The 23975-nt window shown below is 30.8% G+C and carries 19 protein-coding genes; all 19 read left to right on the top strand.

From position 1 onward, the window contains the following. The first annotated feature begins 122 nt into the window (after nt 1-122). The 19 genes from EXC59_RS06705 to EXC59_RS06795 all read left to right on the top strand — a co-directional run bounded on the left by EXC59_RS06705 (nt 123) and on the right by EXC59_RS06795 (nt 23960). Nucleotides 123-1259, top strand: a complete 1137-nt coding sequence (locus EXC59_RS06705; RefSeq protein WP_162163936.1) for an O-antigen ligase family protein — start codon at nt 123-125, stop codon at nt 1257-1259. Between the two features lie 35 nt (nt 1260-1294). Continuing rightward, the gene (rfbA, locus tag EXC59_RS06710; RefSeq protein WP_162849182.1) at nt 1295-2179 is read left to right on the top strand and encodes a glucose-1-phosphate thymidylyltransferase RfbA; all 885 of its coding nucleotides are present in this window, start codon (nt 1295-1297) and stop codon (nt 2177-2179) included. After that, nucleotides 2179-2745: a dTDP-4-dehydrorhamnose 3,5-epimerase gene (gene rfbC, locus EXC59_RS06715; protein WP_162163938.1), complete on the top strand. Its 567-nt coding sequence runs from the start codon at nt 2179-2181 to the stop codon at nt 2743-2745. Before rfbA ends, rfbC begins: the two co-directional genes overlap by 1 nt. Then, nucleotides 2742-3761: a dTDP-glucose 4,6-dehydratase gene (gene rfbB / locus EXC59_RS06720; protein WP_035368768.1), complete on the top strand. Its 1020-nt coding sequence runs from the start codon at nt 2742-2744 to the stop codon at nt 3759-3761. Before rfbC ends, rfbB begins: the two co-directional genes overlap by 4 nt. After that, entirely contained in the window at nt 3761-4591 is an 831-nt protein-coding gene (gene rfbD, locus EXC59_RS06725; protein ID WP_035368769.1) for a dTDP-4-dehydrorhamnose reductase, read from the top strand. Before rfbB ends, rfbD begins: the two co-directional genes overlap by 1 nt. Next, nucleotides 4584-6011 (top strand): MATE family efflux transporter, encoded by a 1428-nt coding sequence (locus tag EXC59_RS06730; RefSeq protein ID WP_035368770.1) that lies wholly within the window; start codon nt 4584-4586, stop codon nt 6009-6011. The genes rfbD and EXC59_RS06730 overlap by 8 nt, the downstream gene beginning before the upstream one ends. Nucleotides 6012-6054: 43 nt before the next feature. After that, nucleotides 6055-8010: an excinuclease ABC subunit UvrB gene (uvrB, locus tag EXC59_RS06735; protein ID WP_035368771.1), complete on the top strand. Its 1956-nt coding sequence runs from the start codon at nt 6055-6057 to the stop codon at nt 8008-8010. Between the two features lie 11 nt (nt 8011-8021). Further along, the gene (locus tag EXC59_RS06740; protein ID WP_035368772.1) at nt 8022-9776 is read left to right on the top strand and encodes a M3 family oligoendopeptidase; all 1755 of its coding nucleotides are present in this window, start codon (nt 8022-8024) and stop codon (nt 9774-9776) included. Nucleotides 9777-9824: 48 nt separating this feature from the next. Next, on the top strand, nt 9825-10559 hold the full coding sequence (locus EXC59_RS06745; protein WP_162163939.1) for a YveK family protein: 735 nt from the start codon (nt 9825-9827) through the stop codon (nt 10557-10559). After that, on the top strand, nt 10556-11305 hold the full coding sequence (locus tag EXC59_RS06750) for a CpsD/CapB family tyrosine-protein kinase (RefSeq protein ID WP_162163940.1): 750 nt from the start codon (nt 10556-10558) through the stop codon (nt 11303-11305). Before EXC59_RS06745 ends, EXC59_RS06750 begins: the two co-directional genes overlap by 4 nt. Next, the gene (locus EXC59_RS06755) at nt 11302-11955 is read left to right on the top strand and encodes a tyrosine-protein phosphatase (RefSeq protein ID WP_162163941.1); all 654 of its coding nucleotides are present in this window, start codon (nt 11302-11304) and stop codon (nt 11953-11955) included. The genes EXC59_RS06750 and EXC59_RS06755 overlap by 4 nt, the downstream gene beginning before the upstream one ends. After that, nucleotides 11952-12821, top strand: a complete 870-nt coding sequence (locus tag EXC59_RS06760) for a DegV family protein (RefSeq protein WP_035368777.1) — start codon at nt 11952-11954, stop codon at nt 12819-12821. The genes EXC59_RS06755 and EXC59_RS06760 overlap by 4 nt, the downstream gene beginning before the upstream one ends. Before the next feature lie 229 nt (nt 12822-13050). Continuing rightward, a complete protein-coding gene (locus tag EXC59_RS06765) occupies nt 13051-14151 on the top strand; it encodes a glycosyltransferase (RefSeq protein ID WP_035368778.1) in 1101 nt (366 codons plus the stop codon). A gap of 172 nt (nt 14152-14323) precedes the next feature. Continuing rightward, complete coding sequence (locus tag EXC59_RS06770) at nt 14324-15661, top strand: FAD-dependent oxidoreductase (protein WP_035368779.1); 1338 nt, start codon at nt 14324-14326, stop codon at nt 15659-15661. Nucleotides 15662-15834: 173 nt separating this feature from the next. Next, complete coding sequence (locus tag EXC59_RS06775) at nt 15835-19749, top strand: DUF4886 domain-containing protein (RefSeq protein ID WP_051658975.1); 3915 nt, start codon at nt 15835-15837, stop codon at nt 19747-19749. A gap of 64 nt (nt 19750-19813) precedes the next feature. Continuing rightward, complete coding sequence (locus EXC59_RS06780; protein WP_035368780.1) at nt 19814-21190, top strand: ABC transporter substrate-binding protein; 1377 nt, start codon at nt 19814-19816, stop codon at nt 21188-21190. Nucleotides 21191-21208: 18 nt separating this feature from the next. Beyond that, nucleotides 21209-22207: a LacI family DNA-binding transcriptional regulator gene (locus tag EXC59_RS06785; protein ID WP_035368781.1), complete on the top strand. Its 999-nt coding sequence runs from the start codon at nt 21209-21211 to the stop codon at nt 22205-22207. 20 nt (nt 22208-22227) lie between these two features. Next, the gene (locus EXC59_RS06790; RefSeq protein ID WP_035368782.1) at nt 22228-23109 is read left to right on the top strand and encodes a carbohydrate ABC transporter permease; all 882 of its coding nucleotides are present in this window, start codon (nt 22228-22230) and stop codon (nt 23107-23109) included. A gap of 8 nt (nt 23110-23117) precedes the next feature. Next, nucleotides 23118-23960 carry a carbohydrate ABC transporter permease gene (locus EXC59_RS06795; protein WP_035368783.1) on the top strand — a complete coding sequence of 281 codons (843 nt, stop codon included), beginning with the start codon at nt 23118-23120 and terminating at the stop codon, nt 23958-23960. Nucleotides 23961-23975: the final 15 nt, after the last annotated feature.

The following is a 23975-nucleotide window of genomic DNA, read 5'->3' on the forward strand; positions in this document are numbered from 1 at the left end:
TCTTAATAAATATACTTATACTATTTTTACCTGCGTATCCTACTCTACGTATACTTTTAATTATGTATAATCAATCGCTTCTATCATCAATAATTAATCTAGTTAGAGATATATTAATTGTTATGATTTTTGTATATGCAGTCTATTCATTATTATATTCTAAGAAAAGGAGTAAAGTATTTAATAGTAAGCAATTCACCTCTATTATTCTTTTTTTTCTAATTTTTGGTTATGCATTTATTTTGTCGGTTTTTAGTAATTATGGTTCATTGGGTTTTAATGGCATACATATAACTGTAGTGCCATTTCTTCTATATATTGCATTAGCAATATATCCTAAAAAAATAAATTTAAAGTCTATTTTGTTAAATTTCCTTTTAGTTGGTGGATTTGTAATGCTAATTGGATTCTATTTCTATTTTTCAAAACCGCTAATTTATGGTCATCTCTTAGTTTATTATAGGGCATTAACAGATGATCCTGTGTATGCAGCTCAATATTCAAGAATGGTAAGTATTATTTTGTCTCCGAATATTTTTGCAACATTTGCAGGAGTTTTTGTTATTGTATTAATTTATTTATTAAGCATTACTAAAAGAAAAGTAGTAGTAATTTTTTCATTAATTTTTGCAATATTAGGAATTGTTGCATTGATTCTTTCAATGTCAAGGGGGGCATGGGTTGCTGCCACCATAAGCATTATTTATATAATAATAAGGCAATTCAAATTTAAGTCTATAAAAACCTTACTAATTCCTATAATTATTATTGCAGGAATTCTATTGATAAATGATACAAATTATTTTCAATTAATTGAAAAAAGATTTGATTCTTTACTAGATTTATCAAACTCTTCATCATATGGTAGAATTCAAATTTGGATTGACGCATTGAGTAGAGGGAATAGAATCATTTATGGGTATGGGTTAGGAGTTGGTGGGATTAATCTAATTCATTTTCCCGAATTATCGCAATTATTGGGAATTGAGGTTTTAGATGGATACTATATTAAAGTATTAGTTGAGGTGGGCATAATTGGCTTTATAATTTGGGCATTACATATGATGTTAATATGGCCAAGAGTTTATAAAGATTATGATAAGAATTTAATAGTTTTATCTCAGACAGTTTTGATATTTTATCTAATTCAATCAATTGGAAGCAACGTATTAGATTTTATTGTGGTTGCTCCACTGCTTTGGATAATCCTAGGGATTACAGCTAGAAAAGAAAAAGCGTTTGATGTATTAATAATATAAAATCTAAAAATTTCAATCTAAAGGAGATTATGTGTATGAAAGGAATTATTTTAGCTGGAGGAAGTGGGACAAGGCTATATCCATTAACTCAAGTAACTTCAAAACAATTATTACCGGTGTACGATAAGCCAATGATTTATTATCCACTATCAATATTAATGCTATCTGGAATTAAAGAGATTTTAATAATTTCAACACCAAATGATCTACCAAATTTTGAGAGATTACTAGGAGATGGATCGAAATTAGGTATCAATCTAAAATATAAGATACAACCTTCACCGGATGGGCTTGCGCAAGCATTCATATTAGGAGAGGGGTTCATTGGGGAGGATTCTGTGTGTATGATTTTAGGCGATAATATATTTTATGGAAATGGATTAAAGAGTGGTCTTAGAAAAGCAGTTGAAAATGCTGAAAATGGTCGTGCGACAATTTTTGGATATCATGTAAATGACCCTGAGCGTTTTGGAGTAGTTGAGTTTGATAGTAATGGAAAAGCAATTTCTATTGAAGAAAAACCACAATATCCCAAATCAAATTATGCAGTAACTGGCCTATATTTCTATGATAATAGAGTCATAGAATATGCAAAAAAAGTTAAACCTTCAAAGCGTGGAGAGTTAGAAATTACTGATTTAAATAGAATATTTTTAGAGAACGAAACACTAGATGTTATTACATTTGGTAGAGGATTAACGTGGTTAGATACAGGAAGACATGAGTCATTAGCAGAGGCTACTGCCTTTGTTAAGATGATTGAAGAACACCAAGGGCTAAAAATTTCATGTCCAGAGGAGATAGCATTTAAAAATGGCTGGATATCAAGAGAACAGTTATATGAACAAGCTAAATTAATGGAGAAAAATCAATACGGACAACATTTGATGAAAATATTAGAAGGAAAGATCTTATACTGATGAAAAAAATAGAGACAGAAATTAATGACTTATATGTTATTGAACCACAAGTCTTTGGGGATTATCGTGGTTGGTTCATTGAAAGTTATAATAAAGAAAAATTTATGGAAATAGGATTTAATTATAATTTTATTCAGGATAATCATTCATTAAGTGCAAAAAAAGGGACACTACGTGGATTGCATTTTCAATTAAGCCCAAAAGGTCAAACAAAATTAGTTAGATGCACTAAGGGTAAAATTTTAGATGTTGCTGTAGATTTAAGAAAAGGCTCACCTACTTATTTAAAATCTTATTCCATTGAATTATCTGATGAAAATAAAAAACAATTATTAATACCAGTTGGGTTTGCTCACGGATTCATAACATTAACCGATAATGCTGAAGTTCAATATAAAGTTGATAATTTATATTCAAAAGAGCACGATAGAAGTATTAAATTTGATGATCCTAACTTTGGAATCAATTGGGGGGGTCTGAATCCGATTTTATCTGAAAAAGATAAAAATGCCCCGTATTTAAAAGATTCAGATGTGAATTTTATATACAAGGAGAATGGAAAATGAAAGTATTAGTAACTGGTGGTGCAGGATTTATAGGTAGCAATTTCCTTTATTATATGCGAAAAAAGAGACCAAGTTATGAATTAGTATGTTTAGATGTATTGACATATGCTGGAAATTTAAGTACCTTAGAGCCATTATTAAAAAACAACGAGATTAAATTTGTTAAAGGAGATATAACGGATAGAAATTTTATTTTTGAACTTTTCGAAAATGAAAGCTTTGATTATGTGGTTAATTTTGCAGCAGAATCACATGTTGACAGATCAATTGTGGATCCAGGCATCTTTTTAAGAACAAATATCTTGGGAACTCAAAATCTAATGGATGCATGCAGAAAATATGGAATTATTAGATATCATCAAGTATCTACAGATGAAGTTTATGGAGATCTTCCATTAGATAGACCTGATTTATTATTTACAGAAGAAACACCAATTCATACTTCAAGTCCCTATTCGGCATCAAAAGCAGCAGCCGATCTTTTAGTTCAAGCTTACAACAGAACATATAAATTGCCTGTTACGATTTCAAGATGTTCAAATAATTATGGTCCATATCATTTCCCAGAAAAATTAATCCCATTAATGATTTCTAGAGCACTTGCAGATCAACCACTTCCAGTATATGGTAAAGGTGAAAATGTAAGAGATTGGTTATATGTTGAAGATCATTGTGCTGCAATTGATATTATCCTTCATCAAGGAAAAGATGGTGAAGTATATAATATAGGTGGAAATAATGAGAAAACAAATATTGAAATTGTTAAGATTATTTTAAAAGAATTAAATAAACCGGAAAGTTTAATTACCTATGTAAAGGATAGAGCAGGACACGACATGCGTTATGCTATTGATCCATCAAAAACTATCAAAGAGTTTGCATGGCAACCAGTAACACCATTTAATGAAGGTATTAAAAAAACAATTAAATGGTATCTAGAAAATGAATCTTGGTGGAAAAATATACTATCAGGTGATTATCAAGATTACTATAAAAAAATGTATGAGGATAGATAATGAAAGTTCTTGTAACAGGAGTTAATGGACAACTTGGATTTGATGTTATTAGGGTATTGAATGAGTTCAATATTGAAAATAGAGGAATAGATATTCAAGAACTTGATATTACAAATGAAGATGCCGTTGAGAGCTATATCACTGAGTATAAACCAACGCATATCATTCATTGTGCAGCGTATACAGCAGTTGATAGAGCTGAAGACGATAAGGAAACATGCTATAAAGTAAATGTTTTAGGTACTAGATTTTTAGCACAAAGTGCAAAAAAAGTTGATGCTGAATTTGTATATATTTCAACTGATTATGTTTTTGATGGTAATGGAATTGAACCATTTAATGTGGATTCAAAACCTAACCCAATTAATTATTATGGTGAAACAAAGCATTTAGGAGAACTAGAGGTTTTAAACAATATAAATAAATATTATATTATAAGAATTTCTTGGGTGTTCGGAATAAATGGTAATAACTTTGTTAAAACAATGCTGAAATTAGCAGAAACTAGAAATGAATTAAATGTAGTTTCTGATCAAATTGGTTCACCAACATATACATTCGATTTAGCTTTTTATATAAAAGATATACTTTCAACAAAAAAATATGGTATTTATCATGCGACTAATGAGGGCTTTTGCTCATGGTATGAATTTGCAGTAGAAATATTTAAAACAGCAAATGTTAACATGAAAGTAAACCCAATATTAACTGAACAATATCCTACTAGAGCAAGACGCCCAAAGAACTCTAGGATGGAAAAAAATAATATTAAAATGCGAACATGGCAAGAAGCTTTATATCATTATATTAAGGAATTAAAAAATGATTAACAAATCTACTGCTAAGAGTTTTGTTCTTGTTGTGATAAGTAATTTAGTAAAATTAGTCTCTAGTTTTGCGTCAATTTTTATCTTACCACTGATTTTTACAAAACAAGACTATGGCTTTTACAAACTATTTATTTTGTATGTAAGTTATATTGGCTTGTTTCATTTCGGATTTATTGATGGAATATATTTGAAATTTGGAGGAAAAGATTTAGAAGAGCTACCTAAAGGAAATTTTAGGGTATATTCTAAATTTATGTTTGTCTTTCAATTAATCGTTTCAATGATTGGAATATGTCTTTCATTTTTTATGAACGGAGATAGGCAACAAATATTTATGCTTGTATCTTTAAATTTATTTGCACAAAATCTCACTTCTTATTTTCAATTTATATCTCAAATAACAAGTAGATTCAAAGAGTTTGCAATTAGAAATGTAATATATACAGTATTGAACTTAGGGGTAATTTTGTCATTTTATATTTTTGGGGTATCAGAATACATAATATTCTTAGCAATTACTGTCTTAGTCAATTATATTTTATTGTGCTGGTACTTGTATACATATAGAGATCTAGTGTTTGGGGAAAGAAGTGACCTTAATAATAAAAGTGATTTAATTGGTTTGTTCAAATTAGGAATACCACTCTTAATCTCAAATTTAGTAGTTACATTTATGAATACATTGCCTAGACAATTTGTTGAACTAATGTATCCAGTAGAGCAATTTGAAAATGAATTCTCAAATTTTTCATTTGCATTTACTCTAATGGGGTTTACTTCTGTATTTCTTACAGCAATTGGATTAGTTATTTACCCTATCTTAAAAAAATCCACAAAAGAAACATTAAGGGAAAATTATAAAAAACTTCAAAGGTTTCTCTCAGTTTTTTTATTTATTGCTTTTGCTGCTTATTTTCCTCTAGATTATATTGTTCAAAGATTTATCCCACATTATATTGAATCAATTCGAATATTCCTCATAATGGTTCCCTCTATTGTATTTACTTCATTAGTAACAGTCATTAATCATAATTATTTTAAAACACTTAACTATAATAAGCAATTTTTGATTGTAGGATTAATAGGCATAATAGAACTCGTTGGAATTATTAGTTTTTCTTATTTCAATCTAAGTAGAAGTTTATTATCAATATCATGGTCAACACTAGTTGGAATAGTGATTTGGTACCTAATGTCTGAAATATATCTATCGAAAAGATTAAATGTGAACAATTTTAAAAATATCGCATATCTTTTCATTTCTAGTTTAATTTTTTATGCTATTGCACTAAATTTTAACTGGATTTCAGGTTTATTTCTTTATATTACTGTAATTGTTAGTTTTTCTATCTTGTACTTTTTAAAAGATTTCAAACAATTGATAAGTGTTGTTTGTAAAAGATTAAAAAAAAATGAGTAATAGTATAATTTATTAATAAAGAGTATTAAAAGAGGAGGTTTATATGTTTACCCTTATTGCACCATATGAACCAAAGGGTGATCAAATCACCGCAATCGAAAAATTGAGTGAAAATTTTAATAAAGGTATTAAAGAACAAATCTTACTTGGTGCTACTGGTACTGGTAAAACTTTTACCATGGCACATATGATTCAAAAATTAGGTAAAAAAACTTTAGTATTAGCACACAACAAGACTTTAGCTGGACAACTTTATGGCGAGTTAAAGTCTTTTTTCCCTGAAAATAGAGTAGAGTATTTTATTTCATATTATGATTACTTCCAACCAGAAGCATATGTAGTATCTTCAGATACATATATTGAAAAAGATGCATCTATTAACGATGAAATCGATGAGATGAGACATAGTGCAGTAGCATCATTACTCACAAGAGATGATGTCATCGTGGTTGCATCTGTTTCATGTATATATGGTATTGGGGATCCGGATGATTATAAAAACGCAACCATCTTTTTAAGAGTTGGTGAAGATTATGGTAGAAACAAACTCTTAAATAAATTAGTTGAACTTCAATATGCTAGAAATGATATTGATTTTCAACGTGGAACATTTAGAGTTCGTGGTGAATCAATTGAAGTGATTCTAGCTAATGAACGTAGTAATGGACTACGTATTACTTTCTTTGGTGATGAAATTGATGAGTTAACTATTTTTGATCCATTAACTGGTGTTGCTAAAGAAAGAACTGGATTTGCTACGATATTCCCAGCGACACTCTTTATGTCAAGTAAAGAGAAGTTAAAGGAAAGTATTAGAAGAATTAAAAATGAACTACAAGAACAAATTCATTATTTCCAATCAAAAGGACAATTATTAGAAGCACAACGCATTGAAATGCGTACGAAGTATGATATTGAAATGTTAGAAGAAGTTGGATTTACTCCAGGAATTGAAAACTATTCAAGACATATCGCATTACGTGAAGCCGGTGAAACACCAGCTACACTGGTTGATTTCTTTGGTAATGATTATTTATTAATAGTTGATGAATCACACGTTACAATTCCACAAATCAGAGGTATGTACTTTGGTGATAGATCAAGAAAAGAAAACTTAGTAAACTACGGATTTAGATTACCAAGTGCTTTAGATAATCGCCCATTAAAGTTTGATGAATTTGAAGCAAGAAGAGATAAAACAATTTATCTATCAGCTACGCCTGGTCCATATGAATTAGAACGTGGCTTACCAATTGTTGAACAAATTATTAGACCAACCTATCTATTAGACCCTGAAATTATTGTTAAACCAACAATGGGTCAAATAGATGATTTATATTTTGAAATTAAAAAACGAATTGAAAATAATGAAAGAACTTTAGTTACAACATTAACCATTCGTATGAGTGAAGATTTAACGGCTCACTTTAAAGAATTAGGATTAAAAGTAGCTTATCTTCATAGTGAGGTTAAATCACTAGAAAGAACGGCTATTTTAAGAGACTTACGTTTAGGTAAATATGATGTCTTAGTCGGTATCAACCTTTTAAGAGAAGGTCTAGACTTACCTGAGGTAAGTTTAGTAGCCATTCTAGATGCTGATAAACAAGGCTTCTTACGTTCAGAACGGTCATTAATCCAAACCATTGGTCGTGCAGCACGTAATATTAACGGTAAAGTTATTATGTATGCTGACACAGTTTCAGAATCAATGCAATTGGCAATTGATGAAACAAACCGCCGTCGTAAGATTCAAGAAGAGTTTAATAAAAAGAATAATGTTAAACCTTACCAAGTGGTTAAAGATATTAGAGATAATATCTCAATTAAAGGTGAGATTATTGAAGATAAAGGTAAGAAAGAAAAATTATCAGCTAAACAATTAGAAAAAGAAATTAAACGATTAGAAGTCTTAATGAAACAAGCAGCCAAAGATTTAGACTTTGAAAAAGCAATGGAAATTAGAGACTTAATCTTTGATTTAAAATCAGGTAATTAAAAGGAGAGAACATGCAAGAAATTAACTGGAATTTAGATGATTTATATAAAGGTTTTGACGATAAATACAACGAAGATGTAGAAGCGTTAGATAGCCTAATTAAAGCATCTATCAAACATCTTCAAAGTTATGATGGAGATGATTTAAAGTATATTGAAAAATATATTGAAAATGAAGAAAAACTACAAATCTTAGTAGGTAACTTATATTCATATGCTTCATTATCTGCATCTACTGATGTAACAAATAATGTTGCATTAGGATATATTTCTAAATTAAGTAATATTTTAAGACAAACAACGGCTGAAAGTGTTAAGTTTAGTCGTTACTTAGCTACAGTAGACTTAGATAAGTTAGCAGAAAAATCAAGTAAGATTAAAACTTATTTAACAATCTTCAAACGCCAACAAAAGAGTGCTAAACACTTATTATCAGAACAAGAAGAAATTCTATATGGTAAGTTAAGTGAATTAAGCTCAAGATCTTGGAGTCAAATTCAAAGTTTAGCAACTGCTAATTTAATGGTTGAAATTGATGGTAAAGAAGTAACTTTCTCTCATGCTAGAAACTTAGCATATGATGCTAACCAAGAGGTACGTAAAGCTGCTTATGAAGCAGAATTAAAAGCATATGAAAAAGTAGATGACTTTGTTGCTTTAGCATTAACAAATATTAAACGCGAAGTTAATACAATGAATGAACTTCGTGGATATAAATCAGCTTTAGAAAAAACATTAGAACAATCTAATATGACTGAAGCAACTTTAAATGCAATGATTGAAGCAATTAAAGAATATCGTCCATATTTTGCAGAATACTTAAAAGCTAAAGCAAAATATTTAGGACATGAGAATGGATTACCTTGGTATGATTTATTTGCCCCAGTTGGGTCTTTAAATAAAACATATAGTTATGAAGAAGCTAAAGATTTAGTAGCTAACGCTTTTGATAGTTATTCAAATAAATTAGGTGATTTTGCTCGTCGTGCATTTCTTAACAATTGGATTGATGTTTATCCTAAGAAGGGTAAACGTGGTGGAGCGTTTTGTTCTAACCAACCTCAAATTGGCCAATCAAGAATCTTACTAAATTTCACTGGTTCATTAGATAATGTATCAACATTAGCGCATGAACTAGGACATGGTTATCATGGTGATGTGATTCAGGCAAATGAACCACTACATTGGGATTACCCAATGCCACTAGCAGAAACTGCATCAATTTTCTGTGAAGCCATTATGAATAATTATTTACTAAGTCAAATTACTGATCCAAAAGAAAGATTATCTATTTTAGAAATGAGTCTACAAGGCGATACACAAGTGATTATTGATATTCTTTCTCGCTTCTTATTTGAAAGTAAAGTATTTAGCGAAGCAGACCGTCCAATTGCTAAAGAAGAAATGAAAGCATGGATGTTAGAAGCACAAAAAGAAGCTTATACAACAGGATTAGACCATAATCAATTACATCCATACATGTGGTTAGTTAAAGGACACTATTATAGTGCTGGGTTAGGTTATTATAACTTCCCATATGCATTCGGATTACTCTTTGGTAAAGGCTTATATGCACAATACCTAAAAGATAAGGAATCATTCTTAAAAAATTATGATGCATTACTTGCTTTAACATGTAAAGAAGATGCAGAAGTTGTTGCCATGTCAATGGGAATTGATATTACCAAAAAAGAGTTCTGGATGGATTCTTTAGCTATGATTAAAAAGGACATCGATGAGGTCATAGCATTATTAAATTTAGAATAAAATAGGGTATGCTATAATAGATTATAGAAAATACTTAAGGAGAAAAGTATGAATAATGAAAATTTAGAAAGTCAAGACCAAGGGATTAGTCTTGCAGATATTTTCAGGTTACTTAGAATTAACTGGATTTTAATTGTGTCATTTACTTTTGTAGCAATGTTAGCTGCAGGTTTCTATAGTTTCACAATGGTTCCAAATAAATATAAATCATCATCTGAAATGATGGTATTTATGTACTCAACTGGTTCTAATGTTGATCCTGATAATCCGATCTATGACTTAAATGCTTCAAGATTATTTATTGATACAGCAATTGGGATTATTAAATCAGATTATGTTATTAATGAAGTAAGAATTGATGCAGAAGAAAACAATGTTGAAATCCCAGGCTACTTAAGAAATAGCGATATTGTAAGAAATATATCAGTCACATCTTCAAGTACAAGTTTTATCATCAAAGTAAGTTTCATTAGTGAAGATGAGACATTTGCACAAGACATGGCTAATTTAATTACAAGCGTCACTGTAAAACTTCTACAAGAAGATTTTAATGGTAACTTTATTAAGTTAACAGATGCTTCTACACCAGAAGATGATTCACCCAATAAGATTTTATACACAATCGTTGGTGCAATGGCTGGGGCAATCTTAGCAGTAGGTATTGTATTCTTAAAACAATTAATTAGAAATACTTATATGTCAAAAGATGAACTTGAAAAAGGTACTGGTATCCAAGTTCTTGGTGTGATTCCTGAGTTCCAAGTGAAGGAGAGAAGAAAATGAGACGTAAAAAACTTTTTCAAAAAGAACGCGTACAACAATATGATTATTTAGTTGTTCATGAACAACCAATGTCATATCATGCGGAAGCCTTCCAAAAAGCATTAGTTAACTTAGAATACGTTAACGTTGATGGTAACTTAAAGGTATTACAATTTACTTCAAGCTTAGCTGGCGCAGGTAAAACAACAACTATTTCAAATATTGCTTATTTAATGGCTAAAAAAGGTAAAAAAGTAGTTGTCCTTGATTTAGACTTAAGAAAACCAAAAATTAACCGTATTTTCAAAGCAGCGAATGAAAATGGTATTACAGATTATTTAGCTGGTAAAGTTAAATATGAAAAATTAGTTAGATATGATGAAAAATTCAAAATTCATTATATTGTAAGTGGTGAAAAAACAACTGCAGTTGTTAACGTCTTAGAAGCACAAAAATTAAAAGACTTAATAGCAAGATTACGTGCAGAGTTTGATTATGTTATTCTAGATTCACCACCAGTTTTAGCGGTATCAGACTCATTATATATTGCTCGTTTAGCAGATGGTGTGATTTTCGTAGTTGCACAAAATGAGGCGAAACGTGCAGTAATTAATGAAGCAATTGCAACTCTTAAACAAAATAATGTGAACATTATTGGTTCAATGTTTACACTAGTAGATGTTAAAGAAAGTGAATTATATGCATATACATATGGTTATGGATATGGATATACTTCTTCAGAACAAATTGAAGATACTAAAGAATGATTGATATTCATACACATATCATGCCAAACGTCGATGATGGGGCAAAAAGTTATGAAGAAGCTTTAGAGATGTTAAAGATGGAGTTGGCAGGAGGCGTAAAGCGCGTTGTGCTGACTCCTCATGTTCAAAATAGGGTACAAAAAGTATCTAGTCATGAACTTGAAAGACTTTTTAATGATTTTAAAGCTTATGTATCAAAACATCTACCTGAAATGAAACTTTATCTAGGTGCCGAAGTTAAATACGATGAATTTAAAGACACTGATTATGATAGGTACACTATAAAGGGAACCAACTATTTATTAATTGAGTTTTCTCAAACAAAAGAAGAAAACATTGTTGATGTATTATACAATTTAATCTCAAAGGGCTATCAACCAATTTTAGCTCATGTTGAAAGATATACATATTTATCAGTTGATCAAGTCAAACGTATTAAATCAGATGGCTCTTGGATTCAAGTGAATTCAGGCGCAGTCTTAGGCAAAGATGGATTTAAATATAAGCATCTAGCAATGAAATACATTAAGCTAGGGCTAATTGATTTTATTGCATCTGATGCTCATGATATAATAAAAAGAACTCCAAGTTTACAACAAGCAATAAAGAAAGTATCGAAAAAATTTAAAATGAGAGAGATAGAGATATGAGTAAATACGTGATTGTAACAGATTCAACAACAGATTTACCTGCAAGTTTTGCAGAAGAATTAGGTTTAATGGTATTACCATTACGCTTTAATCTAAATGGTAAAGAGTATACAAACTATTTAGATAACAGGGAATTAGATCCAAAGGTATTCTATGATGCAGTACGTGGTGGTGCACAACCAACCACATCACAAATCAATCCTGAGGATTATATTTCAGTTTTAACGCCAGTACTTAAAGAAGGTAAAGATATTTTAATCTTAGCATTCTCAAGTGGATTAAGTGGTACATTCAATTCAGCTAGAATTGCAGTTGATGAGTTAGCTAGTGAATTTAAAGAGAGAAAAATTCTATTAGTTGATACAAAGTCTGCATCTTTAGGTGAAGGATTATTGGTTACTTTAGCTGCTAGAGAAGCTAAAGCTGGAAAATCTATTGAAGAAGTTAAAGCTTATGCCGAAAGCTTAGTGCCTCGTTTAGCCCACTGGTTTACAGTAGATGATATTGGTCACTTAGTGCGCGGTGGAAGACTTTCTAAAGTAGCAGGGTTTGTTGCTAAGCTCGCTAGTATTAAACCAGTCTTACATTGTAACACTGAAGGTAAATTAGCTGCTCGTCATAAAGCAATTGGACGTAAACGCGCAATTAAAGCTTTAGTTGAAGAGATGGTTAAAACAGCTAAACCAGGTAAACAAATCGTTTATATTGGACATTCTGATGATTTAGAAGGTGCTGAAGCATTAGCAGCTGAAGTTAAACTTCACTTTGAAATTGAAGAATTAGTTATTAATATGATTGGACCAGTGATTGGATCACATGCTGGCCAAGGCACATTAGCTTTATTCTTTGTTGCTGAAAATAGATAATATTTAAATTAAACTTGGGTTACATAAAAAACGAAGTCAAAAATATAAAAAAATTAGAACTCCCTTAGGGGAGTTTTTCTTTTTTTAGAGTATAATATAAGTAACAATAAAACTTATATGGAGATATAAGGCATATTGACTTACGATGTAATGTAAGTTCTTATTCAATTTTAATTATTTTTAGAAGTATATATATAAGTGAATTAAAAAGGGTTAAGGGGGATTTAACATGATCAAATTACTTTATATATTACCAGAATTATATTTAACTAATGGGATTACAAGTTATGTAATGAACCATTATGAAAGATTAGACCATACCAAATTTAGTGTGGACTTTTTAATTGCTAAAGGTGCAGATAAAAAGTATCTTGATATCATTGAAGGCAATCAAGATAAAATTATCCAAACACCTAAAATTAATGATGCCCATTACAAACAGTTTAGAAAACATGCGAAAGAAGTATTTAGCACGACAAAATATGATATTGTTCATTCACATGACTTCAATTGGGGTATGCCTTATTTAAGAGAAGCTAAGAAACAGGGTGTTAAGGTAAGAATATTCCATGCACACTCAATGAAGGGTTCTGAAAAGTTCTTTAAACGTGTACGCAATGATATCTTTATCCCTAGAACAGTTCGTGCAGCAAATGAACTATTTGCGTGTAGTTCAATTGCAGGACACAAGTTCTTTAAGAAAAAACCATTCTATTTAGCACATAACGCAATCAATAAAGCTTTATTCTTATATAGTGAAAAATTAAGAAAAGAGATTAAGGAAGAATTAGCTATTGATTCTTCCAAGAAAGTGATTGGATACTTTGGTAGATTTAATGAAAGAAAAAATACTTTATTCTTATTAAGTATTATGAAGGAAATCATTAAAACAAGAACTGATATTCATTTACTCTTAATTGGACATGGTGCTTTACAAGAAGAGATATTTAGGATTGTTGCTGAAGATAATTTAGAAGACTATGTTTCGGTATTAGATCCTAGGGATGATATTTATCGCTATTATTCTGTACTTGATTTATTTATCTTACCTTCATTATATGAAGGACTACCTGTTGTTGGGGTAGAAGCATTATTTAATGGTGTTCCACAACTTTATTCAAACAATATTACAAAAGAGATTAATTTACTTAACACAATTACATATTTAAATATTCATGATGATATCAATGTTTGGGTTACTGAAGTATTAAAATTAGTTGATAAGAAGGTAAATAGAAAAGAAGTTGATTTATCTAAATTAGTAAATTATGATATTGAAAAACAAGCAAAAGTTTTAGAAAATAAATACATTGAGTTAGTAAATAAATAACAAATTTCAAGAGAATGTCATGGCACATTCTCTTTTTATATGGGAAAAAATAGATATCTAAATACAAAAAACGTTTTCAGAAGCAAAGGTTTTTTCTTATTCTTTTATAAGCATATAATAAGTGCGTTAAAGACGAGCCCATATAAATATGGGAAATAAATAAGGAGTTCATATGAAAGTTGTGGTTATTGGATGTACACACGCAGGTACAGCCGCAGTCAAAAATATTTTAAAACAAAACAAAGACGTAGAAGTTGTTGTTTTTGAAAGAAATAACAACGTATCATTCTTATCATGCGGGATTGCCCTTTATGTTGGTGGTGTTGTAAAAGATGTGAATGGATTATTCTACTCAAACCCAGAAGAACTAGCAAGTTTAGGTGCTAAAGTTAATATGGAACATGATGTATTATCAATTGATTATGATAATAAAAAAGTAACAGTAAAAAACTTAAACACAGAAGAAACATTTACTGAAAGCTTTGATAAATTAGTATTAGCAACTGGTTCTTGGCCAATTGTTCCTAATATTGAAGGCATTCGTTCAAAAAATGTATTATTATCAAAGAACTTTAATCAAGCAAACGAAATTATCGCTAAATCTAAAGATGCGAAGAAAATTGTTGTTGTTGGGGCTGGTTACATTGGTGTTGAACTAGCAGAAGCATTTGAAATGAATGGTAAAGAAGTTGTCTTAGTAGACGGCGAAACAAGAATTATGCCTAAGTATTTAGATCCAGAATTTACTGAATTAGCTGAAAATCAATTTACAAAACATGGTATTAAATTAGCTTTAGGACAAAAGGTTAAGGGGTTTAAAACAAATGGTGATATTGCTACTCATATTATTACTGACAAAGAAGCATTCGAAGCAGATTTAATTATTATGTGTATTGGCTTTAGACCAAACGCTTCATTATATCAAGGTCAATTAGATACAACACCTAATGGTGCAATTATCGTCAATGAATATATGCAAACATCTAACAAAGATGTTTATGCTTGTGGCGACTGTGTGAATGTATACTACAACCCAACTGATGAATACAGATATATTCCACTTGCTACAAATGCAGTAAGAATGGGTGCTTTAGTTGGTTTAAATATCTTAGAAAATAAGATTAAATATCAAGGCACACAAGGTACTTCAGGTATTAAGATTTATGATTTATCAATCGCATCAACTGGTTTAACTGAAGGGGTAGCTAAAGCTGCTGGCATTAACTATGGTGTGGTAACAGTTAAAGATCATAACCGTCCTGAATTCATGCCTACATTTGATGATGTTATGCTAAAGTTAACATTTGATAAAGATACAAGAAGAGTTTTAGGTGGTCAAATATTATCAACATATGATTTAACAGATAAGATGAATATTTTATCAATTGTTATCCAAAATAAAATGACTGTAGAAGAACTAGCATTCTCTGATTTCTTTTTCCAACCATACTTTAATAAACCTTGGAACTTATTAAATATTGCTGCATTAGAAGCAATTCATATTAAATAACAAAAATTAAGTTGATACCTTTTAAAAGGTATCATTTTTTTTATTTTTTAGCGCTTGATGTCCGAATACTCATATTGATTGACAGCGCTTTCATTTAGATATATAATACAGTTACTTAATCGTTAACTTAAACGAGGGAAAGTTAATGATGAAATCCTATAGGGGGAAGAAAAATGAAGAAGTTTTTAGCAGTGCTTTTATTGTTTGTGGGTGCGCTTGTTCTCATTGCTTGTGATAAACCTGACGATGGTGATAAAACACCTACGGTTGTCGCAACGGGTATCATGTTAAGTGATACAGAAGGTCAAGGTAGTGCATCAGATCCGTTTGTATTTACCCTTAAAGAAGGGGAAACTATTTCATCAACAATTACGGTAGCACCAACGAATGTCACACGAAACTTGATGTTCACACTTGTTAAAAAAGTAGGGGATACTTTCCAACCACTAGCTAGTGGAGATATTGCTGGAATCGAATTAACAAGTGAAAATGGCAATCAAAAATTAAGTTTTAAAGCACTTAAAGCAGGAACACATTACTTAACTATCGGACAAGATAGTGTTTTAGTTTATGTAATGATTACTGTAACAAGTGATAATGTGGAACCAGAACCTGATCCGGATGTTGATTTTACTAAGACACTTAAAGTATTGGCAATTGGTAATAGTTTTAGCCAAGATGGTATGAGTTACTTATATCAAATTGCTAAATCATATGGTGTTGAAGAAGTTATTTTGGGTAACTTAGTTATTGGTGGAGCAGAATTAAGTCAACACGCAAATAATGCAGCAAGTAATTCAAATGCTTATTTATACCAAAAAAATACAAGTGGTTCTTGGGTCGATCAAAGTGGTAAATCTTTATTATATGGTTTAGAGGATGAAGATTGGGATATTATCACTGTGCAACAAGCAAGTGGTAAGAGTGGTCGTCCAGAATATTATGATCCACATCTAGATAATTTATTAACATATATTGAAACACATAAGACAAATGAAAAGGCTAGAATTTATTGGCACTTAACATGGGCTTATCAACAAAACTCAACACATGCTGAATTCCCATTCTATGAGTCTAAACAATCTGTGATGTATGATGCAATTATAAATACCTATAATCAAAAGGTTAAAGTACATACAGAAATTAAAGGTATTATCCCTTCAGGTACAGCTGTACAAAACGTACGTACAAGCTTTATTGGAGATAATATGACACATGATGGTTATCACTTAAATAGTAGTGTTGGACGTTATACAGCATCATTAACTTGGTTTAAAGCAATTACTAAATTATCAATTGATAATATTACTTACCGTCCATCGGGTGTATCTGATGAACAAGCTTTAGCAATCAAGGAAGGTGTAAATAACGCAATTGTTAAACCATTAGAAATTACATTATCTACATATACTGAAGATGGTGGGGAATTAAACTTAAGTTTACATACGTTATTAACATTAAATTGGCAATTAGGTTATTATGTATCAACAGATTCATATAATATTTATACCAATGCTTCAAATACGAAGTACTTTACGACACATGATTACATCTTAAGTAAAGAAAACTTACCGGTAGGTAGTGTTTTAATGATTGAAGATGGATATCATTATCGTGTTAACTACTTTAAAGCAATCGAAGGACCAACAACAGGAAATGTTCGATCAGATAACTTAACAGCACCAGTTGTTGTAATTGATGAAGCATGGTGGGGGGATTTTAATTATGTAGCATTTAACGTGGCACATAGAGGTAGCTCAACTGATATTACAAATACTTTCCAAACTGTCGCTTCAAAGATGAAAATTTATGCAGCGCCAAATGCCACATTACCTCCTCGTCCGCATATTGATATGCCATTAACATTTGTTTCAGGTTATTGGAATGATAATGCAACGCAAATAACTAATAATGGTGGTTCATTTGATAAAGGATTTGCAGCATCTAACGTATTAAGTAAAGCTTCACTAGAAATGTATGAAAAAGTAACAATCGCAACTGGTTACAAAGTAAGAGTTGTATTCTTTGAATATGATGGATATGGCGGTTATAAAGTACTCTATCGCACAGCTAACGTTCAAGGTACAATCATGTTGGATGAATTATTCTGGGAAGACTATTTATACATGGGATTCAATATTTCATCAGAACCTTCAACAGATATTTCAGGTATGTTAGCAGAATTACCATCTAAAATTGTCTTTGGTGAAAAAGAATTAATTGATCATGAGGATAAACCATTAGGATTTGAATTAGGTTTCTATGAATTAGAAGCAACATCTAAAACACTAGAAGACACATATGCAACAACAAATATTGTGACACGTCAATACTTATCAAGTATGTTAACAATGACAGTTCTTGAAGGTTATGAAGTTAAAGCAGTCTTCTTTACTTATGATGGTGCTGGAACTTATAAAGCAGTACATAAGTCAGAAGCATTAACAGGAGAAGTGTTATTAAATAATAATTTCTGGGGTGCACAAGCCTTTGTAGCATTTGAAATTACAAAAGTTGAGCCAGCTGATTTAACAGCTGAACTAGAAACATTAATAAGTAAAGTAGTATTTAGTGACCAACCATTAGTAGAACATGAAGATAAACCTTTAACATTTATTTCTGGTTACTGGGCAGATAATGCAACAAAAGTAACAAATGCGGGTGGTTCATTTGATTTAGGTTTTGCAGCTTCTAATGTATTTAGTAGATCATATATTGAAGCATATAGCCAAATCATTATTGAATCAGGTTATCAAGTGAGAGCAATCTTCTTAACTTATGATGGATTTGGTGGTTATAAAGTTGTTTTAAGATCTAGTAATATTCAAGGTACAATTACACTTGATAATGCATTCTTAGGCAATTATGAATATTTCGCATTTAATATTGCATCTGTTCCATCATCTGATTTATCAGGTCAATTAGAAACATTGCCATCAAAATTAACATTTGTAGAGAAAGTTAATGAAGAAGGTATTAACTACAACTTCGTATCTGGTTATTGGGCAGATGCGGCAACAAATATTACAAATACAGGAACATCATTTGATTTAGGATTTGCTGCAACAACAAACCCGATGCATAAAGATAAATTTGCGGACATTACATCATTTGTTGTAGCGCAAGGATTCCAAGTTAGAGTAGTTTATTTCACACCTCAAAATGGTGGTTGGAAAGTGCTATATAGAACAGCAAACTTTACAGGTGAAATCTTTATGGATGATACTTTCTGGGGTACATATGAATATGTAGGATTTAATATTTCTTCAGTACCATCATCTAATCTTTCATCAGTATTAGATACATTAGCATCTAAAATCACATTCATGGAAGGTGAAATTATTCCTCACGTTGATGAAGCACTGACATATGTATCAGGTTATTGGAATGATGGCGGAACAGCAGTTACGAATAATGGTGGTTCATTTGATTTAGGATTTGCTGCATCAAATGTCTTAAGTAAAGCTTATTTAATGAACTACACACATATTTATATTCCATCAACACATCAAGCGCGTATTGTTTTCTTATCTTATGATAACCGTGGTACATACACAGTTTTATTAAGAACTGATAATACGAACGGATTGATTAAAATTGATGAATCATTCTTCAAAAATTATCAATATGTAGCACTCACTGTTTCATCTTTACCATCAACAGATTTATCAACTAAATTAGAAGATTTAGCATTAATTATTGAATTACAAGTTAATGAACAAACACCAGAAGCGATTGACTTTAGTTTAGGTTATTGGAGTGCTGGTAACTCAAGATTAGATACAACTTCTTCAAATCATGTAAGTTTTATTGGATCAAATGTTTTAACAAAAGACTTTGTAGGTGTAGAAACAACACTAACAATTGAAGAAGGCTACCAAGTAAGAATTATATTCTTTACAGTAGATCATAATATTGCGAAAGTTGCCTTACGTACAGATAACTATACAGGAACAGTTTTATTAACTGAAGAATTATGGGGAAGTTATAATTATATCGGATTTAACATCTCTAAAGTTGGTACACCAAATATTAGTACAGAAATTGAGTTAACTGCAACTAAAATTACACTTACTAAAGCATCATAATGAAAAATTAAACAGTTTATGGAGAGCGTTTTGCTCTCCATAAATTAACTCATAGGGGGTCTCGATGAAAAAATTGTTTGTCATGTTATGTTTCATATTTGCACTATTTGTCTTAGTTGCTTGTGGTGAAGAACCTAAGATAATTACGTTTTTAACAAATAGAACGGATTTAAGAAATACCATTTTAAAAGAAGCAGCACAAGCTTTTGAATCTAAATATGAAGATAAAGGGTATAAGATCAGAATAGAAACAATTACAGATTATGAAAACGTCGTTTCAACAAGAATAAGTGGAAAAAATTACGGCGATGTACTTTTAATTCCACAAACCGTTGAAAACAAAGATTTAGATAAATACTTTGTTTCATTGGGGAAAACGGATGAAATGACAACAAATGGTTGGAAAGGAATTAATACAAAAGCTTTTCAAGGTCATGTTTATGGACTACCTGTTGGATTACAAGCATCAGGTATGTTAATTAACTTAGATGTATTTGAAAAAGCAAATGTAGATCCTGCAACCTTAACAACACCAGAAGCATTCTTAAATGCAATGGTAACAATTAATAACTATGGAAAACAAAATATACCTGACTTTAAAGCAGCATTTTATACACATACAGCAACAGGTTGGGGTTTAACACAATGGGCTGCAGGTATTACAACTGCAGCTGGAAATAAAGATTATATGAATTTAGTATTACCATGGGATAAAAAAGCATTTTATAATTCAACAACAAATGAAGCAGGAACGATTGGTAAAATGTATGAATTACTCTTTAACTTAATTACAAGCAATGTGGTTGAGTCAAGTCCAACAACTGATGCTTGGGAAGAAAGTAAGGTGTGGTTTGCACAAGGTAAGATTGGCGCAATGGCTGTAGGTAGCTGGGCAATTGTTCAGTTTGAAGAAGCAGCTGAAAGTTACCAAGCGGGTAAAAGTAAAGATGTAGGCTACATGCCTTATCCATTTACAGGTAGTGATGGAAAATTATATGTATCTATTTCAGCAGATTACACCATTGGTGTAGCTAAAAATAGTAAGAATAAATCCCTTGCAGAGTTATTTGCTAAGTTCTTCGTAGAAGAATTTAATTTTGCTGAAAAAACTGGCAATATTCCACCTAAAGCAGATGCAACTTATCCAGAGAAAATTCAAGCATTCCAGGATAGTGGTGCAATCTTAGTGGAAGAAACACCAGCACCACTTCAATATGAAGGGGCATTAAGCTTAGCAGAAAAAAATGCAGCTAGCAGTATCACAGATGAAAAAAGAATTGCCATTTGGGATTCAGTTTGGATTCTAGATTTTGCAACTACTGCATTTGATGTAAGAGATAATAAACAAAATAAAACAGCTAAAGAATTATTAGAAGCAATACAACAAAAATGGAATAATGGCGTAGCTGAAGTCGAAAAGGCATACGGACAAAAACCATAAGAAGAAGAGGAAGATTATATGAATTCAACTGTGAAAATGAGCGATATCGCAAAAGCATTAAACGTAAGCACTGTAACGGTGTCAAAGGCACTTTCAGATAAAGAAGGTGTTGGAGAAGAACTTAGACAAAAGATTAAAGATAAGGCCCAAGAAATGGGATATAAGATTTCATCTGTGTCTAAAGCAATGCGTACAGGCAGACAAAACAACATTGGTATTTTAATCGCGCAAAGATTCTTAGAAGAAGACTCATATTATTGGAGTTTATATCAAAATCTTTTAGTTGAATTAAGTAAGAAAGGATACTTTGGTATTCTAGAAATTGTTGATGCAAAACATGAAAAAGAAATGATTACACCACGTGTGATTTTAGAAAATAAAGTGGATGCGATTATTGTTGTAGGTCAATTAAAAAGAAGCTATCTAAAACATATCTTTACAGAATCAGGAGAAAAGATTATGTTCTTGGATTTCTATGATTTAGAAATCCCAGTAAGTAGTGTGATTGCTGATAACTACAATGGTGGATATGCATTAACAAGATACTTAATTAAACAAGGACATCAAGATATAGTTTACTTAGGAGATATACAAGCAACCACATCTATTATGGACCGTGGTATGGGATACTTTAAAGCAATGTTAGATTATAGACTTAACTTAAGAACAGAATGGTATATTAATGACCGTAATGAAGAAGGATTCTTAATTGAACCTGAATTACCTAAAGTGATGCCAACTGCCTTTGTATGTAATTCTGACTTAGCAGCTAGAAAACTTCATAAAGTTTTACTAGAAAAAGGCTATAGAGTACCAGAAGATGTCTCTTTAGTTGGATTTGATAACTTCCCAAATGATCATTATCAAATAGGTATTACCACAATGGAAGTAGGTAGAGATAAGTTAGCGAAATCTGCCATCAAAGTGATTGATAATATTTTAAATGGATCAAACACATTAGAAAAAATAAACCTAGTCGTTAAATTAGTGGAGAAACAGTCAGTAAAAGCTAGATAAAAATTAAAAGGGGATAAGGGATGAATTATAAAAAACAAAAAAGAGTAATCATCATACTATTTTTAAGTGTACCGTTACTGTTACTCTTAACCTTTACTTATCTTCCAACAGCACTGGTGGCATACTTTTCAACATTAAGCTGGTCTGGTACGGATGATGCAGTATTTATTGGTTTAGAAAATTATCAAGCAATTATCTTAAGTCAAGATATATTTAAACCACTTTTAAATAGTTTGTATTATTTTGGTGGAGCCATTATACAGATGATTATCGCACTGTTTCTAGCTACGATTTTATCTTTTAAATTAAAATTCAAAAATTTGTTTAAAGGGATGTTGTTTTTTCCTTACTTAATTAACGGGATTGCCGTAGGTTTAATTTTTACATTTTTCTTTAAAGAAAATGGTGTATTAAATGAAATTTTAAGTTGGTTTGGAAAAAATGAGACAACGGATTGGCTAAGAGTAAATATCTTAAACAATACGTTACTTGCAGGGGTTTCTGTTTGGAAGTATATGGGGTTTAACTTAGTGATGTTTATTGGAGCGATTCAATCAATATCTAGTGAGATTTATGAAGCAGCAGAAATTGATGGAGCCAATAGATTTCAAATCTTTAAACATATCATCTATCCATCAATAAAAAATATTATTTTATTAAATTTAATTCTATCCATTAAAGGGGCAATTAGTGTCTACGAACTACCTTATATTATGACAGGTGGACAATGGGATACTTCAACCTTTGTTATTAAGACAATACAATTAGGTATTAATGGTAGATTCCTACAAATTGGTTTAGCATCAGCTATGTCATTTGTGTTATTTGGAATCATTATCATTGTGACATTAGTACAGCAGTTCTTATTTAGAGAAAAAGAAAACGATATGAAGTTAAGTTAGGTGAAGATATGAAAAGAAAACTAAAAACAAAATATTTAATTTCAAGTTTCTTTAAATACACTGTGATGATTATTGCAGTCTTAATTGTTATTGTTCCTTTGATTCCAATTATTTTAGGATCATTTAAAAATGGATTTGAATTTCAATCTTCTGGTGTATTTGAGTTACCTAGAGACTTTACACTACAAAATTATGTTACCGCATTTACCGATGGGAATATGTTGTTGGGATTCTTTAATACCGTGCTTATTTTAGTGATATCACTAATTGTATCTATCCTAACTGGGGCAATGGTAGCTTATGTTCTCCACCGATTTAGATTTAAAGGACATAGTAAGGTTAAAGCACTGTTTTTAATTGCAGCACTTTTACCGTCAATTACAAATAATATCGCAACATTTCAAATCGTATCACGCTTAGGTATATTTAATACAAGATTTGTAGGGATTTTATTATTTAGTGGAACAGATATTATATCAGTCTATATCATGCTTCAATTTTTAGATAATATATCAACATCACTTGATGAATCAGCAATGATGGATGGGGCAAGTTATTTTACGATTTTCTTTAAAATCATACTCCCACTTTTAATGCCAGCAGCAATTACTGTAGGCATTATTAAAGGGGTTGCAATATACAATGACTTTATTACACCTTATCTATTTATGCCATCAAGTGAATTAGCAATGATTTCAACCGCATTATTTAATTTCAAGGGGCCATTTGCAGCGCAATGGGAAGTTATTAGTGCAGGCATTGTCATTACCGCATTGCCAATCTTAATTGTATTCTTGATTTCTCAAAAGTGGATATACAATGGATTGGTTTTAGGATCAGTAAAAGAATAACTTAAAGGGGATAAT

This window comes from Acholeplasma hippikon, assembly GCF_900660755.1.
GTDB classification, from domain to species: domain Bacteria; phylum Bacillota_I; class Bacilli_A; order Acholeplasmatales; family Acholeplasmataceae; genus Acholeplasma; species Acholeplasma hippikon.